General features: G+C 66.7%; 19 protein-coding genes, 5 tRNA genes and 1 pseudogene. 5 read left to right on the top strand and 20 right to left on the bottom strand.

Annotation, left to right across the window (positions count from 1 at the left end; genetic code table 11):
- Positions 1 to 39 precede the first annotated feature (39 nt).
- Positions 40 to 744: an ArsR/SmtB family transcription factor gene (locus AC5P99_RS07305; RefSeq protein ID WP_049449167.1), complete on the bottom strand. Its 705-nt coding sequence runs from the start codon at positions 742 to 744 to the stop codon at positions 40 to 42.
- A gap of 103 nt (positions 745 to 847) precedes the next feature.
- Here AC5P99_RS07305 and AC5P99_RS07300 point away from each other — a divergent pair, with 103 nt between their 5' ends.
- Positions 848 to 1,489 (top strand): flavin reductase family protein, encoded by a 642-nt coding sequence (locus AC5P99_RS07300; RefSeq protein WP_164223025.1) that lies wholly within the window; start codon positions 848 to 850, stop codon positions 1,487 to 1,489.
- Positions 1,490 to 1,499: 10 nt separating this feature from the next.
- Here AC5P99_RS07300 and AC5P99_RS07295 read toward each other — a convergent pair whose 3' ends face one another.
- The 3 genes from AC5P99_RS07295 to AC5P99_RS07285 all read right to left on the bottom strand — a co-directional run bounded on the left by AC5P99_RS07295 (position 1,500) and on the right by AC5P99_RS07285 (position 3,209).
- Positions 1,500 to 2,045 (bottom strand): DUF4124 domain-containing protein, encoded by a 546-nt coding sequence (locus AC5P99_RS07295; RefSeq protein ID WP_049449127.1) that lies wholly within the window; start codon positions 2,043 to 2,045, stop codon positions 1,500 to 1,502.
- A 74-nt stretch (positions 2,046 to 2,119) separates the two neighbouring features.
- The gene (locus AC5P99_RS07290) at positions 2,120 to 2,668 is read right to left on the bottom strand and encodes a GNAT family N-acetyltransferase (protein ID WP_049449125.1); all 549 of its coding nucleotides are present in this window, start codon (positions 2,666 to 2,668) and stop codon (positions 2,120 to 2,122) included.
- A gap of 43 nt (positions 2,669 to 2,711) precedes the next feature.
- Positions 2,712 to 3,209, bottom strand: a complete 498-nt coding sequence (locus tag AC5P99_RS07285) for a GNAT family N-acetyltransferase (protein WP_049449123.1) — start codon at positions 3,207 to 3,209, stop codon at positions 2,712 to 2,714.
- 107 nt (positions 3,210 to 3,316) lie between these two features.
- Here AC5P99_RS07285 and AC5P99_RS07280 point away from each other — a divergent pair, with 107 nt between their 5' ends.
- Positions 3,317 to 3,721 (top strand): NUDIX hydrolase, encoded by a 405-nt coding sequence (locus AC5P99_RS07280; RefSeq protein ID WP_049449121.1) that lies wholly within the window; start codon positions 3,317 to 3,319, stop codon positions 3,719 to 3,721.
- Positions 3,722 to 3,770: 49 nt separating this feature from the next.
- Here AC5P99_RS07280 and AC5P99_RS07275 read toward each other — a convergent pair whose 3' ends face one another.
- The 4 genes from AC5P99_RS07275 to AC5P99_RS07260 form a co-directional block, all read right to left on the bottom strand.
- On the bottom strand, positions 3,771 to 4,124 hold the full coding sequence (locus tag AC5P99_RS07275; protein ID WP_049449119.1) for a nuclear transport factor 2 family protein: 354 nt from the start codon (positions 4,122 to 4,124) through the stop codon (positions 3,771 to 3,773).
- Positions 4,125 to 4,228: 104 nt separating this feature from the next.
- Positions 4,229 to 4,302 (bottom strand) — tRNA-Cys (locus AC5P99_RS07270).
- 67 nt (positions 4,303 to 4,369) lie between these two features.
- Positions 4,370 to 4,445, bottom strand: a tRNA-Gly gene (locus AC5P99_RS07265).
- 142 nt (positions 4,446 to 4,587) lie between these two features.
- Positions 4,588 to 4,663: transfer RNA gene (locus AC5P99_RS07260), tRNA-Gly, on the bottom strand.
- A gap of 130 nt (positions 4,664 to 4,793) precedes the next feature.
- Between AC5P99_RS07260 and AC5P99_RS07255 the strand changes: the two genes are divergently transcribed.
- Complete coding sequence (locus tag AC5P99_RS07255; RefSeq protein WP_088436351.1) at positions 4,794 to 5,195, top strand: hypothetical protein; 402 nt, start codon at positions 4,794 to 4,796, stop codon at positions 5,193 to 5,195.
- Positions 5,188 to 5,637, top strand: a complete 450-nt coding sequence (locus AC5P99_RS07250) for a hypothetical protein (protein ID WP_005408902.1) — start codon at positions 5,188 to 5,190, stop codon at positions 5,635 to 5,637. Before AC5P99_RS07255 ends, AC5P99_RS07250 begins: the two co-directional genes overlap by 8 nt.
- Positions 5,638 to 5,639: 2 nt before the next feature.
- On the opposite strand, the gene AC5P99_RS07245 is transcribed toward AC5P99_RS07250, so the two are convergent.
- The 7 genes and pseudogenes from AC5P99_RS07245 to AC5P99_RS07215 form a co-directional block, all read right to left on the bottom strand.
- On the bottom strand, positions 5,640 to 6,560 hold the full coding sequence (locus AC5P99_RS07245) for an HlyD family secretion protein (RefSeq protein ID WP_088436350.1): 921 nt from the start codon (positions 6,558 to 6,560) through the stop codon (positions 5,640 to 5,642).
- Positions 6,560 to 7,285 (bottom strand): annotated as a pseudogene (locus AC5P99_RS07240) (ABC transporter ATP-binding protein); the annotation flags it as partial. The gene AC5P99_RS07245 and the pseudogene AC5P99_RS07240, both read right to left, overlap by 1 nt.
- A 10-nt stretch (positions 7,286 to 7,295) precedes the next feature.
- Positions 7,296 to 8,435, bottom strand: coding sequence for an ABC transporter permease (locus AC5P99_RS07235; protein WP_005412828.1), 1,140 nt, complete (start codon positions 8,433 to 8,435; stop codon positions 7,296 to 7,298).
- Positions 8,432 to 9,895 carry a TolC family protein gene (locus AC5P99_RS07230; RefSeq protein WP_495213008.1) on the bottom strand — a complete coding sequence of 488 codons (1,464 nt, stop codon included), beginning with the start codon at positions 9,893 to 9,895 and terminating at the stop codon, positions 8,432 to 8,434. The genes AC5P99_RS07235 and AC5P99_RS07230 overlap by 4 nt, the downstream gene beginning before the upstream one ends.
- 369 nt (positions 9,896 to 10,264) lie before the next feature.
- A tRNA-Gly gene (locus AC5P99_RS07225) sits at positions 10,265 to 10,340 on the bottom strand.
- A 115-nt stretch (positions 10,341 to 10,455) separates the two neighbouring features.
- Positions 10,456 to 11,562 carry an NAD(P)/FAD-dependent oxidoreductase gene (locus tag AC5P99_RS07220; protein ID WP_108270459.1) on the bottom strand — a complete coding sequence of 369 codons (1,107 nt, stop codon included), beginning with the start codon at positions 11,560 to 11,562 and terminating at the stop codon, positions 10,456 to 10,458.
- 138 nt (positions 11,563 to 11,700) lie between these two features.
- Positions 11,701 to 11,776: transfer RNA gene (locus tag AC5P99_RS07215), tRNA-Gly, on the bottom strand.
- Between the two features lie 75 nt (positions 11,777 to 11,851).
- Here AC5P99_RS07215 and AC5P99_RS07210 point away from each other — a divergent pair.
- Complete coding sequence (locus tag AC5P99_RS07210) at positions 11,852 to 12,175, top strand: DUF7710 domain-containing protein (RefSeq protein WP_425524691.1); 324 nt, start codon at positions 11,852 to 11,854, stop codon at positions 12,173 to 12,175.
- 75 nt (positions 12,176 to 12,250) lie between these two features.
- On the opposite strand, the gene pgsA is transcribed toward AC5P99_RS07210, so the two are convergent.
- From pgsA to kdsB, 5 genes are read right to left on the bottom strand one after another with little or no spacing between them, the layout of a single operon-like run.
- On the bottom strand, positions 12,251 to 12,877 hold the full coding sequence (gene pgsA / locus AC5P99_RS07205) for a CDP-diacylglycerol--glycerol-3-phosphate 3-phosphatidyltransferase (RefSeq protein ID WP_012510614.1): 627 nt from the start codon (positions 12,875 to 12,877) through the stop codon (positions 12,251 to 12,253).
- An 18-nt stretch (positions 12,878 to 12,895) separates the two neighbouring features.
- Positions 12,896 to 14,740 carry an excinuclease ABC subunit UvrC gene (uvrC, locus tag AC5P99_RS07200; RefSeq protein ID WP_164222323.1) on the bottom strand — a complete coding sequence of 615 codons (1,845 nt, stop codon included), beginning with the start codon at positions 14,738 to 14,740 and terminating at the stop codon, positions 12,896 to 12,898.
- Positions 14,737 to 16,149, bottom strand: coding sequence for a hypothetical protein (locus AC5P99_RS07195; protein ID WP_005412824.1), 1,413 nt, complete (start codon positions 16,147 to 16,149; stop codon positions 14,737 to 14,739). The genes uvrC and AC5P99_RS07195 overlap by 4 nt, the downstream gene beginning before the upstream one ends.
- Positions 16,146 to 16,634 (bottom strand): low molecular weight protein-tyrosine-phosphatase, encoded by a 489-nt coding sequence (locus tag AC5P99_RS07190; RefSeq protein WP_108270460.1) that lies wholly within the window; start codon positions 16,632 to 16,634, stop codon positions 16,146 to 16,148. The genes AC5P99_RS07195 and AC5P99_RS07190 overlap by 4 nt, the downstream gene beginning before the upstream one ends.
- Positions 16,631 to 17,404 carry a 3-deoxy-manno-octulosonate cytidylyltransferase gene (gene kdsB, locus AC5P99_RS07185; RefSeq protein ID WP_049451354.1) on the bottom strand — a complete coding sequence of 258 codons (774 nt, stop codon included), beginning with the start codon at positions 17,402 to 17,404 and terminating at the stop codon, positions 16,631 to 16,633. Before kdsB ends, AC5P99_RS07190 begins: the two co-directional genes overlap by 4 nt.
- Positions 17,405 to 17,435: the final 31 nt, after the last annotated feature.

Here is a 17,435-nt window from a genome sequence, read left to right as displayed (position 1 = left end):
CCTTGCCATGTCGCGGGTGGCTGAGACTGGCCGCGCCGCTCAGGTCGCCAGGTTGAAGAGCCGCCACAACGCCTCGCGCCCGGGTGGCGTCAGCCGCAGTTCGCGCCGGCCCTCGACGCGCCGCAGCCAATCGTTGTTCACGAAACTGTCCAGCATCGCCTCACCGACCAGCCCTGCCAGGTGTGGCCGCCGTTCGGTGCAGTCCAGGCAGCCACGGCAGTAGCGCGCCGGGTTGGCCGCCACCGGCTGCTGCAGGAGCTCGCGCAACGGCAGGCCCAGTCCGGCAAGGAATGCGGCGCCTCCAGCGCTGATCTGCCAATGCCCTTCGCATGGCAGTACATGCCCCGCCTGCAGCAGGCGATCGGTGATGGCGACCGCGTGCACGCCGGCCAGGTGCCGATAGCAGGAACGCGCCTCGCGCAGTGCAGGCATGCTGCGCGCGGCCGCAGCGGTACAGGAAGGGGTACGGTCGGCCACGCGCAGGATGCCTTCGAGCATCTCTGCCACCTCGTTTGATGCCAGCCGGTGGTAGCGATGACGCCCCTGCGCCACCGCCACCAGCAGGTCGCCCTCGACCAGCCTGCGCAGGTGCGTGCTCGCCGTCTGCGGCGTTACCCCGGCCACGCGCGCCAGCTCCATCGCGGTGTAGGCCCGTCCATCCATCAACTGCAGCAGCATGGCGGCACGCGCCTGGTCCCCGACCAGGGCACCGACACTGACAAGGGAACCGGAGGTGTGGACCATGCCCCATTGTGGCATGCCGTCATCTGCCAACAGTTCGATGCAGGCCGAAGCGTCAGCAGCCGACTGCGCGGCACAGTGCTCGCCCGCAACCGCGAGACCTGCCATGAAGACCGCTTCGATCCATCGCCGCCGCATCACCCCTTCGGTCCTGTACCCAGGCACGCCCGTGCTGCTGATGACCACGTTGAATGACGATGGTAGCAGCAACATCAGCCCGCTTTCTTCGTTCTGGGCGCTGGGCAACCGGGTAGTGCTGGGTCTCGGTACGCAGGGCCAGGGCTATCGCAACCTGCAACTGCGCAACGAGTGCGTGCTGAACTTCCCCTCATCCGCGCAGGCCGCACAGGTCGAGGCAATCGCGCGGGCAACCGGCTGTAACCCGGTGCCGACCGCCAAGCAGGCGATGGGCTACGTGCACGTGCGCGACAAGTTCGCACTGGGCGGATTCACTGCCGTCGTGTCGACGCATGTTGCTCCGATGGCCATTGCCGAGTGCCCGCTGCAGGTGGAGGCCACCGTCATGGCGATGCATTCAGCCGGCGAGGATGATGGCCAGGGCTTCGTGATCGTCGAAGGCCGCATCCGCTGCGTGCATGCGCACGAAGACATCACCGTGGACGGCACCCAGCACATCGATGTGGCGCGCTGGAAACCGCTGATCTACCTGTTCCGGCACTACCTGGGCGTGAGCGCGCCGGTCGGGCGCAACTTCCGTGCGGAGACACCCATGCGCCTTCCCGCCTAGCGGGAACGACTCATGGCGTACCCGCGGGTACGTTGCTGAACTTGTCGCGCACCGAGCGCTCGCGTTCACGCCGGGTCGAGGCGCACTGTTCGCGCGCACTCGCCATCTGTGTATCCGCCGCCATCCGCTCGGCACTCAACGATTGCTGCAGGCTGGCAATCTGCGTACGGATGCCCGAGTCACGGGTTGCGCCGGCCAGGTTGTTGCTCGACGCGGCCATCTGCCGGTTCAACTCGGCGATCTGCCGACCGATCTGCTGGCTGCGCGACTCCAGCGGACCGTAGATGCGCGAGCGCTCGCCCTGCACGCAGTTGCGCTCGGCGATACCAGCGTCGGCCAGTTCGGTGTTCTGGTACACCGCCGCGCGGTTCGATGCCTCCCCCGCCGTTTCCATGGAGGAACGGCTGGAACGCAGCTTCATGGGTTCAGCGCCGGCAGCACAGGGATTCTGGCTGTATACCGTTTCACCGGAAGCGCCCTTGCACTTGTAGACCTGGGCCGATGCCAGCGGGAAACACCCCAGCAGCATCATCGCCATCACTACCTTCCCCTTCATCCTGCACCGCTCCCTGGTTCATTGGACAACCGCCACGATACGGTGGTTTGGTGGCGACTGCACGCTGGCGCCGTTCAGACCGTTTCGCCCTGCAGATCGAGCAAGGCCGTGGTCCAGCGGCGCGCTCCCAGCGTGGCCACCATGCCGCCGCGGTAGACGAACCTGCGTACGTGGCCGTCTTCAATGAAGCAGGTCTCGTTCTGCATCGGTACATAGCCCGCAGAGGCATAGTGCCGATGATCCAGGGCGAACAGCACGGCGAAATCGATACCGTGCCGGCGCAGCTCTGCATGGGCCGCTTCGATCAACCGCGAGGCAATGCCCTGCCGGCGAACGTCGGCACGCACCACCACGCCGCCAATCAAGCCCATGCGTTCCGGCTCGCCGTCCAGCAGTACGTTGCGTTCGTACAGCGCGAGATGTGCGACAACGTGATCACCTCCCATCGCCAGGACCAGAGCGACCGGCCCCGGGATGGCGTAGCCCTCGCCCTGCATGTCCGGGAAAGCCTGGCGAAGCAGATCCACCGCCTGCTGACGGTGTTGCGGCCCTACGCTTTGCCAGCGGCATACCTGAACGTGCATTGCCCTATCTTCGTCGAATGAATGTGTGTCCAGGCCCATCGTGCCAAGGAAACATGACCGGGCTCGCAGTAACGTTTCACTGTCAGTGCAATGTGATCCAGTACGAGACGATATCCGTGTAGATGCCCTCGCGCTTGACTGCGCGCGGCTCCCTGCCGAGTACGCTGAAACCCAGCGATTCATACAGCCCGCGCGCAGCAGCATTGTCCTCCAGCACCGTGAGGGTGAGCGATTCAATGCCCTCGGCGCGCGCAAATGCAAACGCAGCAAGAAGAAGCTGGCGGGCGATACCCTGGCCACGGTGGCCGGTGCCCACGTGGACACTGTGCACTTCCGCCGTATGCCGTCGCGCCATTCGCACCGGGCGCACGAAACGCAGGAAACCCACCAGCATGCCGTCAACGAACGTGCCGAAGTAGCGCGTACCAGGATCAGCAAGCTGGGCGCGCATCACGTCCGCCGAGTCATTCTGCGCTTCGGCCAGCGTGGACAGGAACGCAGCGGGCGACTCGCGAAGCGCCTGCAACCGTGCTTGCCAGAGAATATCGGCGTCGTCAGCGCTGAGTTGCCGGATAAGCATGCGACACACCCGTGAAGTTGTTGATGCGCAGGTGCCCAGCCTAGCGCGGGTTCGCTTGACACGGCGTGCATGCAAGAATGAAGACAACCCCTTCTTCATTCACCGCCATGACTGAACTGCAGATTCCCCGCCTTGGATGCGGCGCCGTCGTCCGTGATGCCGGCGGCCGCATCCTGCTGATCCAGCGCGGACGCGATCCGGAGCGCGGGTATTGGGGCCTGCCTGGCGGCAAAGTCGACTGGATGGAAACGGTGGAGGCTGCCGTGGTCCGCGAAGTCCGCGAGGAGACGGCGTTGGAAGTGACGCTGTTGCGCCTGCTGTGCGTTGCCGATCATTTCGAGCCGGCGCTTGCGCAGCACTGGGTCGCGCCGATCTTCGAGGCACGGGCACCTGCGGGTGCCGAGGCTTCCATCCAGGAGCCGGGTGTGCAGACTGGCCTGGACTGGTTCACGCTGGATGCCCTGCCCCAGCCGCTCACGCAGGCCACGGTGCAGGCGCTGGCCAGGCTGTAGCCCATCAGGCCACGACCAAGGCGGCACGGATGCCGCCCGGCCTTGCGGCTCACTCGATCGGAAGACCGTGCATCTTCAGGAACGAGAGTTTGTCCCAGTAGCCGCGCTGGAACGTGATCAATCCTCCGTCAACCGTGAAGAAGCCGCATCCACGCAGGCCAAGAGGGTCGCGCCATTCCAGCGCAGCGACATTGCCGGCCTCATGGATGACTTCGGGAATGCAGACCATTTCAGCAGTGCTGAATTCACGCTCGAAGGTGGCACGGATCGCATCGCGGCCCTTGATCGGGTCCTGGGTGACCTGGTGATTGATCGCGTCGGGGTGATACAGCTCCGCCAGGCCAGCAGCATCGCCTGCGTTGAAGCGCTCGATCCAGGTTTCCACGATGCGTCGGGGAGTCATCCGCATGAAGTCCGCTAAGGCCCAGACCCGATCATAGCGCTCGTACAGCACATTCCAGATCGCAGAAAAACAAAAAGCCCTGACCGGAGTCAGGGCTTTTCAATTGGAGGCCTCAAGCGGAATCGAACCGCTGTAAACGGATTTGCAATCCGGTGCATAGCCACTCTGCCATGAGGCCAACGTACTGCGCGCCAGGAACTGGCGCCCTGACAAGACAAAACCCCAAGATGGGGCCTGTCGGAACATGGAGCGGGAAACGAGACTCGAACTCGCGACCTCAACCTTGGCAAGGTTGCGCTCTACCAACTGAGCTATTCCCGCGTAAGCCGACATGCTACCGGAAATCCGGAAAACACACCAGCGATTTCACCTTTCTGACTGCGCGCAAAGCCTTGTGGCCCAACGTGCCCCGCCTTGCCATGGCGGGAGAAAAACAAGGCCCCTGCCGGGGCCCTGTAGAATCTGGAGCGGGAAACGAGACTCGAACTCGCGACCTCAACCTTGGCAAGGTTGCGCTCTACCAACTGAGCTATTCCCGCAGATTCCGTTCGACCTGCGTCGAAGGAGCGCTATTGTGTCCAAATTCCTTCACGCCGTCAACAGTCTTCACATCATGCGGTCACGGGCGTCCGCAGTGGGGTACGCTGCCCCGCCCGGCCCCGTTCGCCCATGCTCCTTCGCGGCACGCCTCTGTTGATCGCCCTGCTGCTGCATTTGCTGGTGGCCCTGCTGTACTGGGCGCTGATGCCGATAGGAATGAACTGGTATCGCGACCATTTCGGCTTTGCTTCACATCGTGACATCGGCCTGGGCATCGCCCAGTTCTATCTGTTCTGGATGTTCATTGGCGCCCAGCCGCTGATCGCGGTGCTGCGGCCACTGTTTGCCAAGCTGCTGGTGCTGGCGATTCCCCTGGCGTTCGCGAGCTGGACACTGATGCACAACCATCCGCTGCGCCTGCTGTACTTCACCCTCGGGCCCGGCCTGCTGGCACTGGCCGCGATCGCCATTTCCGCGTGGTATGCATCACGCAAGCGCCTGCCTGCCGCCACGGACACCGCCGATGCCTAGACGCTACGTCCGCCTGTTCTGGTTGCTGGTTGCGTTGACCTGGCTGGCGCTGATCGCCGCACTGGTCAATGCCGGCTTCACCCCGGACTACTGGCTGCTGCATCACCTGGAGGGCGCCGAACTGCCCTACCCGACCAGCACTGTCATCGTGTTCGCGTTGCTGGGCACCGTCGAACTGGTGGTGGCCGCCTTGATCGTGCGGCCGTGGCGACTGAAACGACTGTGGCTGCGCCTGCTGATCGCCTTCGCCCTGCTGCTGGCATGGTCGGTGCCGTGGATGCTGTCAGCCATGCACCAGCCGCCGGTACACGGCATGCATCTGCTGTGGTTGTTGCTGCTGGACGTGGGACTGCTGCTGGCGCTATGCATGGTGTCGGCGGTTAGCGCATGGCGGGTGCTCAGGCGTCGAGGGCGCGCGGATGCGCCCCCGCCGCAGCACTAGGCTTACTTCCGGAACTCCACCCGCACATGCTGGCCGAAGCGCGCCTTGGCCTCGCCATCGAACTCCAGTACACACTCCACCACCTTGGCCACGCCACGCCCTGCATCTTCAGGCAGGCGCGCCTGCGCGAACACCGGGCTGATGCGTACGACGCGTGCAGGCGGCAGCGTGCTGGTGTTTTCGGCACCGTCGCTGTCCGGCACCACGGTGGCCTGCATGCCAACCTGCACGGCATCGGCGTAGGCCGCGCTGAGTTCGGCACGTACCTGCAGCGGGCGCGCGGGCAGCAGGGAGATTGCCGGCTTGCCGGCCTGCACGAACGCGCCAACGCCCGGCACCTGGCCGACCACGGTGCCGGCTTCCGGCGCGCTCAGCGACATCTGCTGCAGTTTCAGCCTGGCGTGTTCCAACTTGTGCTGGGCCATGTCGACCTGCGCACTGGCCACGTCGACATCGGCGCGCACACCCGCCAGCTGCTGCTTGGCCGCATCGGCCTGCTGATTGGACGACACGCCTTCGCTGGCCCCCGTGGACAGGCGAGTAGCGTTGCGCTCCAGTTCGCGCAGCTGCGCCTGACTGCCCTTCAGGCGGTCATTGGCCAGGGCGAGATCGGCGCTGGCCATCGCCACCTCCTGCTGCAGCAAGGCACCATCCAGCGACAGCAGCAGCTGCCCCTTCTTCACCGTGGCGCCTTCCTTCACCGGTGCGGCGGTGATCGAGCCATCCACCGGCGGTGCCAGCGCGATCAGGCCACCCTCGACGTCGATGATGCCGCGCGCCACCGCGACCTTGCCGACGGCGGTTGCACCGGCCTTGCCCGAAGGCGACTGTGCAGGCGCAGGCGCGTCCCTGGAACAGGCGCCGAGCAGCAGTGCCGCGGACAGGGCCAGGCTGAGGGGAAGCAGGTGCGACGTCTTGGTAATGGGGCGGACTCTACAGTTTCGTTCTGGCGGCGGTCGTCACGGACCATGCCGTCTTCCATGGCGATCACCCGATCGGCATGCCGGATCAGGCGCGGATCGTGGCTCACGCACAGCACGGTGGCGCCATGCGCACGTGCGTAGCGATGCAGGATGTCGATCACGCGCTGGCCGTTCTCGGCGTCCAGCGCGCTGGTGGGTTCGTCGGCGAAGATCAGCGTCGGCGACTTGGCGAAGGCGCGGGCAACGGCCACACGCTGCTTCTCGCCGCCGGACAGCTGCGCCGGGCGCATGTGGCTGCGGTGGCTGAGGCCCACTTCTTCCAGTGCCTTGCGCGCCAGCGGTTCGCTTTCGCGATTGCGCATGCCGCGGTAGCCCAGCGGCAGCTGCACCTGTTCCAGCGCAGTCAGTGCCGGGAACAGGTTGAAGCCTTGGAACACGAAACCGACATGGTGCAGGCGGAAGCGCTCCACCTCGCTGCGGGTCATGTGCCCCACATCCTGGCCAAGTGCGTGTACCCGACCACCATCGGGCGCGGACAGGCCGGACAGCAGCGACAACAGCGTGCTCTTGCCGCAGCCGGATGGGCCGGATACCAGGGTCAGCTCGCCGGGATAGATGTCCAGCGACAGGCCACGCAGCACCGGCACCTGCACATCGCCGGACATGAAGCCCTTTTCCAGTGCGTCGGCCTGCAACGTGGGGGCGACGGCATGTTTGGAGGTCATCGGCCGGTCCTCAACGCAGCAGCAACGATGGATCGGAACGGACCACGCTGCGCACTGCCATGATGCTCGACAGCATGGCCATCACCGCAACCAGCGCCACGCAACCGAGGATCACCATCGGCGTCAGCTGCACCGGCACGCGCTGGGTCTGCGCGATCAACAGCACCACCGTGCTGAAGGCCGCCGCCAGCAACATGCCCACGCCACCGATCAGCAACGCCTGCTCGAACACCACCCGTGCCAGCGCATAGCGGCCTGCACCGAGTGCATTGAGCGTGGCGTACTCGCGAACCGAGCCAGCCACCACCGACGCGAACGACTGGTTGGTGATCACCGCGCCGACGAAGCAGACGATGACGGCCATGAACAACACCGCGATGCCGGCACCGGTGTCGAACAGCCAGTACTGCTGCGAGCGGCTGGCGAACTCCGGCGCGGTCCAGAACTCGACCGGCGTAGCTTGGCCCATTGACGCGGCCAGGCGATCGCGCACGCGGTCGGCCAGGTCCGGCGAGCGCAGGCCCGCCACGAAGTAGGTACTGCCCTCATGTGGGTCGGTACCGGCGATGGCGCGCGCGGTATCCAGCGAAGCCAGTACGTTGACACCACCAAGGCCACGCAGGCCTGGCTGCGCGGCGACCACGCGCACCGCCTTGCCATTGATCCAGGCACGGTTGTTCTGCAGGTCCACGCCGAGCGTATCCAGATCGGCACTGTCGACGATCACCGCACCCGGCTCGCGCAACTGCGCGCGCAGGTCGGCGGGCAGGATGCGCGCGAACATCATCGCGTCGTCCTGGGTGGAGATGCCGGACAGGTACACCGACACGTTGCCGGTGCCCTGCGCGCCTGAGCGCCATTCGCCATCGACCCATTCGTAGGGCTCGACGCGGGTGACATCCGGATCCATGCGCAGGTGGCTTTCCACATCGGCGCTGATCGCATGGCCGTAGTTGACGCTCTGGGTACCGGGGAAACCGGCCCAGATATCGGCCGAAGATGCCTTCACATAGATCGCGGCGGTACCGAAGATGCCCAGCACCAGCGCCGCCTGCACGATCAACAGCACGCCGGCGAAGCACATCGCCAGCACCACCGGCAGGAACCGGCGCCACTCATAGGCCAGGGTCTTGCGGGCCAGCGCGATCATTGCGGTTCGCCCTCAGCCTCGACCGGCAGCGGTGCGCCACCAAGGGCGCGGTACAGCGACGCAAACGCCAGCACGCGCGCGCCCTGCGCACCGATCAGATCCGCCTGCGAAGCGAGCGCGGCACGTTGCGTGTCCAGCCCATCGAACTCGCTGGACAGGCCCAGCTGCACCTGCCGCACCTGGCGCTTGACCTGCTGGTTGGCGGCATCATTGGCCGCACGGAGCGATTGGATGCTGCTGTCCTGGCGCGCCAGGCTGCCCAGCGCGCCTTCCACTTCGCTCACGCCTTCCAGCACGGCCTTGCGATACCCGAGCAGCGCGGCGTCCAGTTGCTTCTCATCGGCATGGAAACGCGCACGGCGTTGGCCCCAGTCCCACAGCGGAATATCGACGTATGGACCGATCGACGGACTGGAGTCGGAATTGGAGCGCGCGTTCTGGGTGAGGTTGTAGGCATACAGAATGGAGCCGCCGAGGCTGATCCGCGGGTACATCGCGGCGCGCGCCGAGCCCTTGCTGGCGGCGGCCTGCATCACCTCCGATTCGGCCAGCAGGATCTGCGGACGATGGCGCAACAGGTCCGCTGGGACCTGCTGCAACGAGAACGTGCCCAGCGTCGGCGGCGTTCGGTACGCACGCCAGGCCGGATCCGGGCCATCGCGGCCCAGCAGCAATGCCAGGGCGCGGGCCGCGTTGTCGGCGTTTTCCCGGGCCTGTGCCGTGGCGGCGCGGGTCGCCGCCTGGCGCGCACGCAGGCGTTCCAGCTCGCCCGGCTCATCCAGGCGCAGACGCTGGCGGACCAGGGCCAACTGTTCGCCGCGGTCATCCACGGCCTGCTGGCGCATCAGCAGATCCTGCTGGGCCTGCGCCATGGTCAGGTCCAGATAGCTGCGCACCACGTCGGCAATCACCGCGACCTGCGCGGCATTGCGCAGCGCCTCGGCATTGCCGGCCGAGGCCTGCGCGCTCAGCTGCGCACTCTCGGCGGCGCCGAACAGGCCCAGGTCCCAGATCGCTTCAATGCCGGCATGGAAGTAGGTATCGACCGCAGCGGCGTCCTGCACCTGCTTGGCGCTGGCGGAGATTTCCGGCAGGAAACGCGAGTCGGACGTGCCAGAGACGATCCGAACGGCCTGCAGGCGCAAGGTGGCCTGCTGCAGGTCGAGATTGCCGGCGACCGCCTGATCGACCAGGCCATCCAGCGCCGGGTCGGCCAGCACCTTCCACCACTGCCTGGCGTCCACCGCCACGCCCTGGCCCTGCGGTACCTGGGTCCAGGCGCTGGGTGTGCGATCAGGCAGGCCCGGGACGGGCACCGACATGCAGCCGGCCAGGGCAAGGGTTGCCAACAACGCACCGGGGCGCAGCACTGCCTGCAGGGAGAGTCCGCGCCCTGTCCTGGGCACTGCCACTGAAGTGATACGCCTGACCACCAGCCCGCCAACGTGTAGAAGGAGCATGAAGGCTACCGTGCGATTGTGGAGCGAACATGGAGAAATGGTCCGAAAAAGGTCACAGCACGCATGCGGTTCAGGCAACGATGGCGTTGGCCTTTCGCCAGCCTTTCACTGCATGCGACGCACGGAACGCTGGTGCGACATCCGGGTCATTGCGTCTTGTTGCCACCTTCCCCGAGCCCCGCGCCTGCGGTCATCCCCACGACCGATACGCCCCGCCATTCCGATTGCGACACTAACGCTGGAATCGTCCCGCCAGGCCGTCGATATCACGCCCGCCATGACGATGCCATGGCGCGACTGTAGCGCCCCGTGCCGCCAACGTCATGACAAACGAAAAACGCCCCCTTTCGGGAGCGTTCTTCTTGAATCTGGAGCGGGAAACGAGACTCGAACTCGCGACCTCAACCTTGGCAAGGTTGCGCTCTACCAACTGAGCTATTCCCGCAGATTTCGTTCGACCTGCGTCGAAGGAGCGCTATTGTGTCGATATTGCTGCACGGCGTCAACAGGAATTTTCGCCTGCATTGCGGGGAGGCGTTCAGGCCCCCAGGACCGATACCTCAGGTTCGCAGGCCACGGCGGTGGAAGTAGACCTGCTCGGCGATGCGCCGCGTGGCCGCCGTGTGCAGCAGTGCATTGAGCGGCCAGTCCGCCTGCAGATGGTCCATCGCCCAGCGCAGCAGGCGCTTGCCATGGAATGCCGGCGCCACCCGCCGCGCCACCCGTTCCGCTTCCGGCCCTTGCCCACGCAGATGGCGGGCAATCGCCTCGCCGACCGCCCAGCCGTGCCGCCACGAGGAGTGGATGCCCCCGGCGGACAGCGGCGAGACGATGCCTGCCGCGTCGCCGGTCAGGATCACGCGTTGGCCGGTGAACGGCCCATCCGGCCGGCCGCACGGGACCAAGCCGGCGCGGGTGGCCGAGGGACGCGCCGAAGGCGGAATGCCGACCACATCGCGCACGTGGTCGAGGAAGCCATCGATATCCGGCGGCCGTGCCTGTTGCGGGTCATGACGCAGCGCCAATCCCACCTGCAGCCCGGTCGGATTCTGCGCGACCCAGCCGATGTAGCCCGGTGCGTAGTGCTTGCTGACGAAGCAATGCAGCGCGTCGCCCTGCGACACCTGCAGGCCGGCGAACTCACGCTCGACGCCGTAGAGGGTGTCGCGCACCTGGCCAAGCCCGGTGCGTTGTGCCACGCGTGAGCGTGCGCCGTCGGCGCCGACCAGATAGGCGCAGCGCCCTGCCCCTTCCACCTGCCAGCCGTCACCACAGCGACGAGCGTCGGTGAAGGACTGCTGCAGGCGCAGGTCGACACCGTTCGCGCGCAGTTCGCTGGCCAGCCAACGCATCACGTTCGGCGTATCGGTTGTGAGGAAGTAATAGCCCGGCGCGGCCAGCAACACGCTGCGCAGGTTCGGCGCATACAGGCGCACGTTGGCAACGCGCTGCACGAGGTGCTCGGGCATGCGCCCCAGCCAGGTCTGCTCCATCGCTTCCTTCACCACGATGCCGGTGGTGTGCAGGCGCTCACCGGGGTCGGCCTTGCGTTCCAGTACGCAGACGCGCAGGCCATATTGGGCAGCGGCCAGTGCACAGGCGGCACCGGCGAAGCTGGCGCCGACGATGACCACCTCGTGGTCGTAGGCGGAAGGAGTTTGGGACATTGCGACATCGCCGTGGAGAGTCGGAGATGCAGCTTCGAACTGCCGCGTGGTGAGGCGAAGGAGTGGCGGTGAAGTGAGGATGAAGCGTGGAACACGCAAACGAAAAACGCCCCCTTGCGGGAGCGTTTTTCTTGAATCTGGAGCGGGAAACGAGACTCGAACTCGCGACCTCAACCTTGGCAAGGTTGCGCTCTACCAACTGAGCTATTCCCGCTTGGGAGGCGAAATTCTACCTATTCTGGAAAGGGCGTCAAGCGGTTTTTTCAGGGGGCTTCGCGAAGCGACCGACATGTTGTATCCATGTCGGTGTACATCCAGCCGAGGCTCGAACATCAACACCAAACCAACTGAGATCTGGGTCTTCCACGGCGCAGGCGCGCGCTTCGCCGGGGGCGTCTTCGGCAATCGTGAGGCAGGCTTGTCATGGGCAGCCAAACACGCGCTGACGGGTGTGCTCACCTGCTATCCGTTGAATGAAGGGGCGTACGACTGGGCGCTCCGATCAGGCGCCTTTGCACCCAAGCGCCCAGAGCATCGCGAAGCGCATTTCATTGGCGGATTTACATCCGCATCAATGGACCATGTGCACGTCGAAGACGGCATACCCCAGTAGATCCAGGCCATGCGTGAATGGCGGCGGCCGTGGGGTCAGCGCCCTTTCCTGCGGAAAGGGATCCGACCCCGGCGCTCAGTTGCCCAGCTTCTTCTGCCGCGCACGCTCACGCGCGGCGCGCTCGTCATCGCGCAGGCTCGGCCAGGCGGCGTGCAGGTACTGCAGGCCCGACCACAGGGTCAGCACCGCGGCAATGGCCAGGGTCCAGTCGCCGATATGGAACACCGGCCAGCCCATCCAGATGTCTTCCACCGGCACGTTCGGGGCCACCGAGTACAGCAGGCACAGCAGCGCGACCATCTGCGCGGTGGTCTTGACCTTGCCGATCATCGCCACGCGCACCTTCGCACGCTGGCCCAGCTCGGCCATCCATTCGCGCAGCGCCGATACCGCGATCTCACGGCCGACGATGACCGCCGCCCAGAACGCCATCCACGGCGTCGGATGGCCCTGCACGATCAGGAACAGTGCCACTGCCACCATCAGCTTGTCCGCGACCGGGTCGAGGAAGGCGCCGAAGGCCGACTCCAGCTGGTAACGGCGTGCGATCCAGCCATCGAGCCAGTCGGTGATCGCGGCCAGGCCGAAGATCGCCGCCGAAGCGAAGTTGGTCCAGGTGTAGGGCAGGTAGAACACCAGCACCAGCACCGGGATCATCACGATCCGCAACAACGTCAGCCAGGTGGGCAGGGTCAACTTCATGCTTGCGTGCTTCTCTCTCTACTCGGCCGCATCAGGCGTGGCCAACCCGTGCAGGTTAGCGTAGATACGTGCCGCGAGGGCGTCATTGATGCCTTCCACCTTGGCGATTTCCGCTTCGCCAGCGGCTTTCAGGCCCACCAGGCCGCCGAAATGCTTGAGCAGGCTGGCGCGGCGGCGCGGCCCGATACCGGGGATGTCCTCCAGCTTGCTGGTCATCCGCGCCTTCTGCCGGCGGCCGCGATGGCCGGTGATGGCGAAACGGTGCGCCTCGTCGCGCACCTGCTGGATGAACTGCAGCGCCGGGTTGGCCGCGCCCGGGCGCAGCTCGCGGCCGTCGGGCATCACCAGCGCCTCGTGGCCGGCGCGGCGCTCCACGCCCTTGGCCACGCCCACCAGCAGTACGCCCTCCACGCCCAGGTCGGCCAGTGCGGCCTGCGCCTGTGCCAGCTGGCCGGCGCCGCCGTCGATCAGCAGCACATCCGGCAGCACGCCCTGCTCTTCCACCGCGCGGCGGAAACGGCGGTCGATGGCCTGGCGCATGGCGGCATAGTCGTCGCCCGGCTCGATGCCGCTGATGTTGAAACGGCGGTACTGCGCGCGCACCGGACCGGCGGCGTCGAACACCACGCATGAGGCCACGGTGGCCTCGCCCAGGGTGTGGCTGATGTCGAAACACTCGACACGCTTGACCGGCTCGGCCAGGCCCAGCATGTCGCGCAGTGCATCACTGCGCGCGTGCTGCGCGTTGCGGCTGTTGAGTTCAGTGGCCAGGGTCAGCTGCGCGTTGCGGCTGGCCAGTTCCACGTAGCCGGCACGCTCGCCGCGCACGTTCCACTTCAGCTGCACCTTGCGCTCGGCCGAGGCCGACAGCGCGGCAACCAGCAGGTCGGCGTCGGGAATCTCGCGGTCCAGCAGGATCTCGCGCGGCGGCTCGAATTCGATGTAGTACTGCGAGACGAACGCGGCCAGCACTTCCTCCGGGCTCTCCTCGCCATTGGTGCGAGGGAAGAATGGGCGGGTGCCGAGATTGCGGCCATCACGGAAGGCCAGCAGCAGCACGCAGGCCTGCGAGCCCTGCATGGCCACCGACAGCACATCCAGATCGGCAGCACGGCCATCCACGTACTGGCGGGTCTGCATGCTGCGCAGCGAGGAAATCAGGTCACGCAGGCGCGCGGCCTGCTCGAATTCCAGTGCCTCGCTGGCGGCCTGCATCTGCTCGCCCAGCTCGCGGGTCAGTTCGTCGCTCTTGCCTTCCAGGAACAGCGCGGCGCGACGCACCGATTCGGCGTACTCGGCAGGCGCCACCAGCTCCACGCAGGGCGCGCTGCAACGCCCGATCTGGTACTGCAGGCACGGTCGCGAACGGTTGCGGAACACGCTGTCCTCGCAGCTGCGCAGCTTGAACAGCTTGTGCATCAGGTTCAGCGTTTCGCGCACCGCAGTGACGCCGGGATACGGCCCGAAATAGCGGCCGGGAATGGCGCGCGGGCCGCGATGCAGCGCGATGCGCGGCCAGTCCTCGCGGGTCAGCAGCACATGCGGATAGGTCTTGTCGTCGCGCAGCGAGACGTTGTAACGCGGCGACAGCGACTTGATCAGCTGGTTCTCCAGCAGCAGCGCCTCGGCTTCCGAGCGCGTCACCGTCACGTCCATGCGCACGATCTGCGAGATCATCGACATGATCCGCGCATTCTTCGGGCTGCCGTTGAAATAGCTGCCGACTCGGTTACGCAGCGCACGTGCCTTGCCGACATACAGCAGGGTGTCGTCGGCCGCGTACATGCGGTACACACCGGGGGCGGTACTGAGCTGGGCCGCGAAGGCCTTGCCGTCGAAGGCCGGGGCGGGAACGTCGGTCATTCGCTGATCGGCACTTCGCTGAGCACGCCGCTTTCGGGGTCGAATCGCAGCACGGCGTGGGCATCGGTCTCGGCGATCCACACCGCACCGGCACCCACGGCCAACCCGGCCGGGCCGTGCAGGCGGCGCGGCAGCGGCTGGGTGGTCAGTTCGCCACCGCCCAGCCGCAGCGTGCGCAGGCGACCATTGCCAGTATCGGCAATCCACAGCAGCGGCGCATCCGGACTCAGCGCGATCGCCTGTGGGAACTGCAGGCTGGCCTGCGCGCGCGGGCCATCTTCGTCACCGAAACGCCAGGGGCCCTGCCCGACCAGCGTCTGCACCAGATCCCCGCGCAGCTGCAGTGCACGGATCGAGGAGCCCAGCGCATCGGCCACGTACAGCACCTGCTGCACCACGGCCAGCGCAGTCGGTTGGGCAAAGGCAGCCAGGTGGCCGCTGCCGTCACGCTCGTCGATGGCACCGCTGCCGGCGCGCCACTGCAGGCTGCGCTGACCCAGGTGGTAGCTCCAGATGCGGTTGTCGCCGGCCATGGCGATGTGCAGCTGGTTATCGGCGATGGCGAGGCCGACCGGGTGGTCCAGCGAGACCTGCCGCGCCTGTGCTACCGGGCCCTCCACCGGCGCACCGGGGCGGCCATTGCCGCACAGCGTGTCGACGATGCCGGTCAGCAGGTTGATGCGGCGCACGGCATGGTTGCCGGTGTCGGCCACGTACAGCGCGTCGCGCTCCAGCACCAGCGCCTGTGGGCGATGGAACGCCGCTTCGGCGAGGTTGCCATCCATGAAATCGGCCGTCCCCAGCCCGAACTGGCGCAGGATGCGGCCGCCGTGGCTGCATTCGAGGATGCGGTGATGGCCACTGTCGGCGATGTACAGGCGTTCGGTGCTGACCGCCAGGCCCAGCGGAAAACGCAGGGCCTGCCGCGGCTCCGGATGCAGCTCGGTACCGCCGCGCGGCGGTGCCGACGGCGCACCGTGGCACAGCGCATTCAACGCACGCTCAAGCTCTCCCGGAGCCCCCAGCCCGACCAGCCGTTGCTGCTCGCGACCCTGCGCGTCCAACAGCACCACGGTCGGCCACGATGTGATGCCGAAGCGACGCCAGCCATCCCAGTCGGCATCGAGCAGGACCGGCATTGACAGCCCCTGGCGGCGCAGCAGTTTGAGTGCGGCGCCGGCGTCACGCTCGAAATCGAAGCGGGGTACCTGCAGGACCAGCGGCTGCAGCATGCCAGGGTGACGCGACAGCCATTGACTGAATTCGGCCAGGCGCTGCGCGCTCCAGGCAGAAGCGGCGTTGACGAACAACAGGGCCACCGGCCGACCGCGCAGTTCGGTCAGGGTACAGGGGGCGGCATTGAGCCAGGTGGCGAACTCGGGCAGGTCCGGGACGGGCTGGACGTTCATGGCCCGATTATGCCGGAGTCGGCGTCATGCAACAGTCGTGCCACTGCACGTTTTGCAGCATTGTCGACCAGCGTCCAGACCTGTTCGAAGTGATCGCTGCCGCCGGTGTAGGGATCCGGGATGGCCGCCTGCCCCTCCCCGCCCGACCAGGGCAGGTACAGCGCCAGCCGCTCACGGTGGGCGGGTGCCACCAAGCGTCCCGCGTCCCGCAGGTTCGCCTCGTCGGCGCACAGGATCCAATCGAAGCGGTCGAAATCAGCGGCGTGCAGCTGGCGCGCACGCAGGCCGCCGATGTCCACGCCGTGCCCGGCCGCGCAGGCGATCGCACGCCGGTCCGGCGGCTCGCCCACATGCCAGTCACCGGTGCCGGCCGAATCCACCTGCACGCGCCCCGCCAGTGGCGAAGCGTCCAGGCGGGCGCGGAGCGCGCCTTCGGCCATCGGCGAACGGCAGATGTTGCCGAGGCAGACGACCAGCAGCTTCATCGGGCAGCCAACGTCTGCAGCAGTGCTTCGGCGCGCTCCAGGTCCTCGGGCGTGTCGATGCCCGCCGGGAATGGTTCAGGCGAGATCGCCACGCTGATCGGGTAGCCGGCCTCGAGCACGCGCAGCTGCTCAAGCGATTCGACCCGCTCCAGCTGGCCCGGGAGCATCGCCGCGAACTGCTGCAGGAAACCGGCGCGGTAGCCATAGATGCCGATGTGGCGCAGCCAGGCATGCCCTTCCGGCAGCGTGTCGCGGCTGCGCGCGAAACCATCTCGGTGCCAGGCAATCGGCGCGCGGCTGAAGTACATCGCCTCGTCGCGCACGTTGCGCACCAGCTTGACCACGTTCGGATCGAACAGGGTTTCTGCATCCTCCACGGCGGTCGCCAGGGTCGACATCGGCGCATTGCCTTCAACCAGCGCCTGGGCCACCGCACGGATTCCCGCAGCCGGCGCGAACGGTTCATCACCCTGCAGGTTGACCACTACGGTGTCGTCGGCCCAGCCGGCGATGCGCGCGCACTCGGCCAGGCGGTCGGTACCGGAGGCATGCGAGGTGGCGGTCATGGCCACCTTCACCTCGGCCAGCCCGGACAGCGCGTCGGCGATGCGTTGATCGTCGGTAGCGACCCAGACCTCGCCAGCGCCGGCCTGCAGCGCGCGGCGCGCCACGTGCAGCACCAGCGGCTCACCGCCCAGCAGGCGCAGCGGCTTGCCCGGCAGCCGCGAGGCGGCATAGCGGGCCGGAATGGCGACGACGAATTCGGTCATGGAGCAATACTCGGCAGGCTCGTTACAACGG

This window comes from Stenotrophomonas sp. YJH_SMC_80 (genome assembly GCF_059372495.1).
This window is presented reverse-complemented; position numbering and strand designations above follow the sequence as displayed.

Coding starts and splice junctions, on each gene's coding strand:
- AC5P99_RS07305 (WP_049449167.1), bottom strand. CDS start 744: ATGGTCCACACCTCCGGTTCCCTTGTCAGTGTCGGTGCCCTGGTCGGG.
- AC5P99_RS07300 (WP_164223025.1), top strand. CDS start 848: ATGAAGACCGCTTCGATCCATCGCCGCCGCATCACCCCTTCGGTCCTG.
- AC5P99_RS07295 (WP_049449127.1), bottom strand. CDS start 2,045: ATGAAGGGGAAGGTAGTGATGGCGATGATGCTGCTGGGGTGTTTCCCG.
- AC5P99_RS07290 (WP_049449125.1), bottom strand. CDS start 2,668: ATGGGCCTGGACACACATTCATTCGACGAAGATAGGGCAATGCACGTT.
- AC5P99_RS07285 (WP_049449123.1), bottom strand. CDS start 3,209: ATGCTTATCCGGCAACTCAGCGCTGACGACGCCGATATTCTCTGGCAA.
- AC5P99_RS07280 (WP_049449121.1), top strand. CDS start 3,317: ATGACTGAACTGCAGATTCCCCGCCTTGGATGCGGCGCCGTCGTCCGT.
- AC5P99_RS07275 (WP_049449119.1), bottom strand. CDS start 4,124: ATGACTCCCCGACGCATCGTGGAAACCTGGATCGAGCGCTTCAACGCA.
- AC5P99_RS07255 (WP_088436351.1), top strand. CDS start 4,794: ATGCTCCTTCGCGGCACGCCTCTGTTGATCGCCCTGCTGCTGCATTTG.
- AC5P99_RS07250 (WP_005408902.1), top strand. CDS start 5,188: ATGCCTAGACGCTACGTCCGCCTGTTCTGGTTGCTGGTTGCGTTGACC.
- AC5P99_RS07235 (WP_005412828.1), bottom strand. CDS start 8,435: ATGATCGCGCTGGCCCGCAAGACCCTGGCCTATGAGTGGCGCCGGTTC.
- AC5P99_RS07230 (WP_495213008.1), bottom strand. CDS start 9,895: ATGCTCCTTCTACACGTTGGCGGGCTGGTGGTCAGGCGTATCACTTCA.
- AC5P99_RS07220 (WP_108270459.1), bottom strand. CDS start 11,562: ATGTCCCAAACTCCTTCCGCCTACGACCACGAGGTGGTCATCGTCGGC.
- AC5P99_RS07210 (WP_425524691.1), top strand. CDS start 11,852: ATGTTGTATCCATGTCGGTGTACATCCAGCCGAGGCTCGAACATCAAC.
- pgsA (WP_012510614.1), bottom strand. CDS start 12,877: ATGAAGTTGACCCTGCCCACCTGGCTGACGTTGTTGCGGATCGTGATG.
- uvrC (WP_164222323.1), bottom strand. CDS start 14,740: ATGACCGACGTTCCCGCCCCGGCCTTCGACGGCAAGGCCTTCGCGGCC.
- AC5P99_RS07195 (WP_005412824.1), bottom strand. CDS start 16,149: ATGAACGTCCAGCCCGTCCCGGACCTGCCCGAGTTCGCCACCTGGCTC.
- AC5P99_RS07190 (WP_108270460.1), bottom strand. CDS start 16,634: ATGAAGCTGCTGGTCGTCTGCCTCGGCAACATCTGCCGTTCGCCGATG.
- kdsB (WP_049451354.1), bottom strand. CDS start 17,404: ATGACCGAATTCGTCGTCGCCATTCCGGCCCGCTATGCCGCCTCGCGG.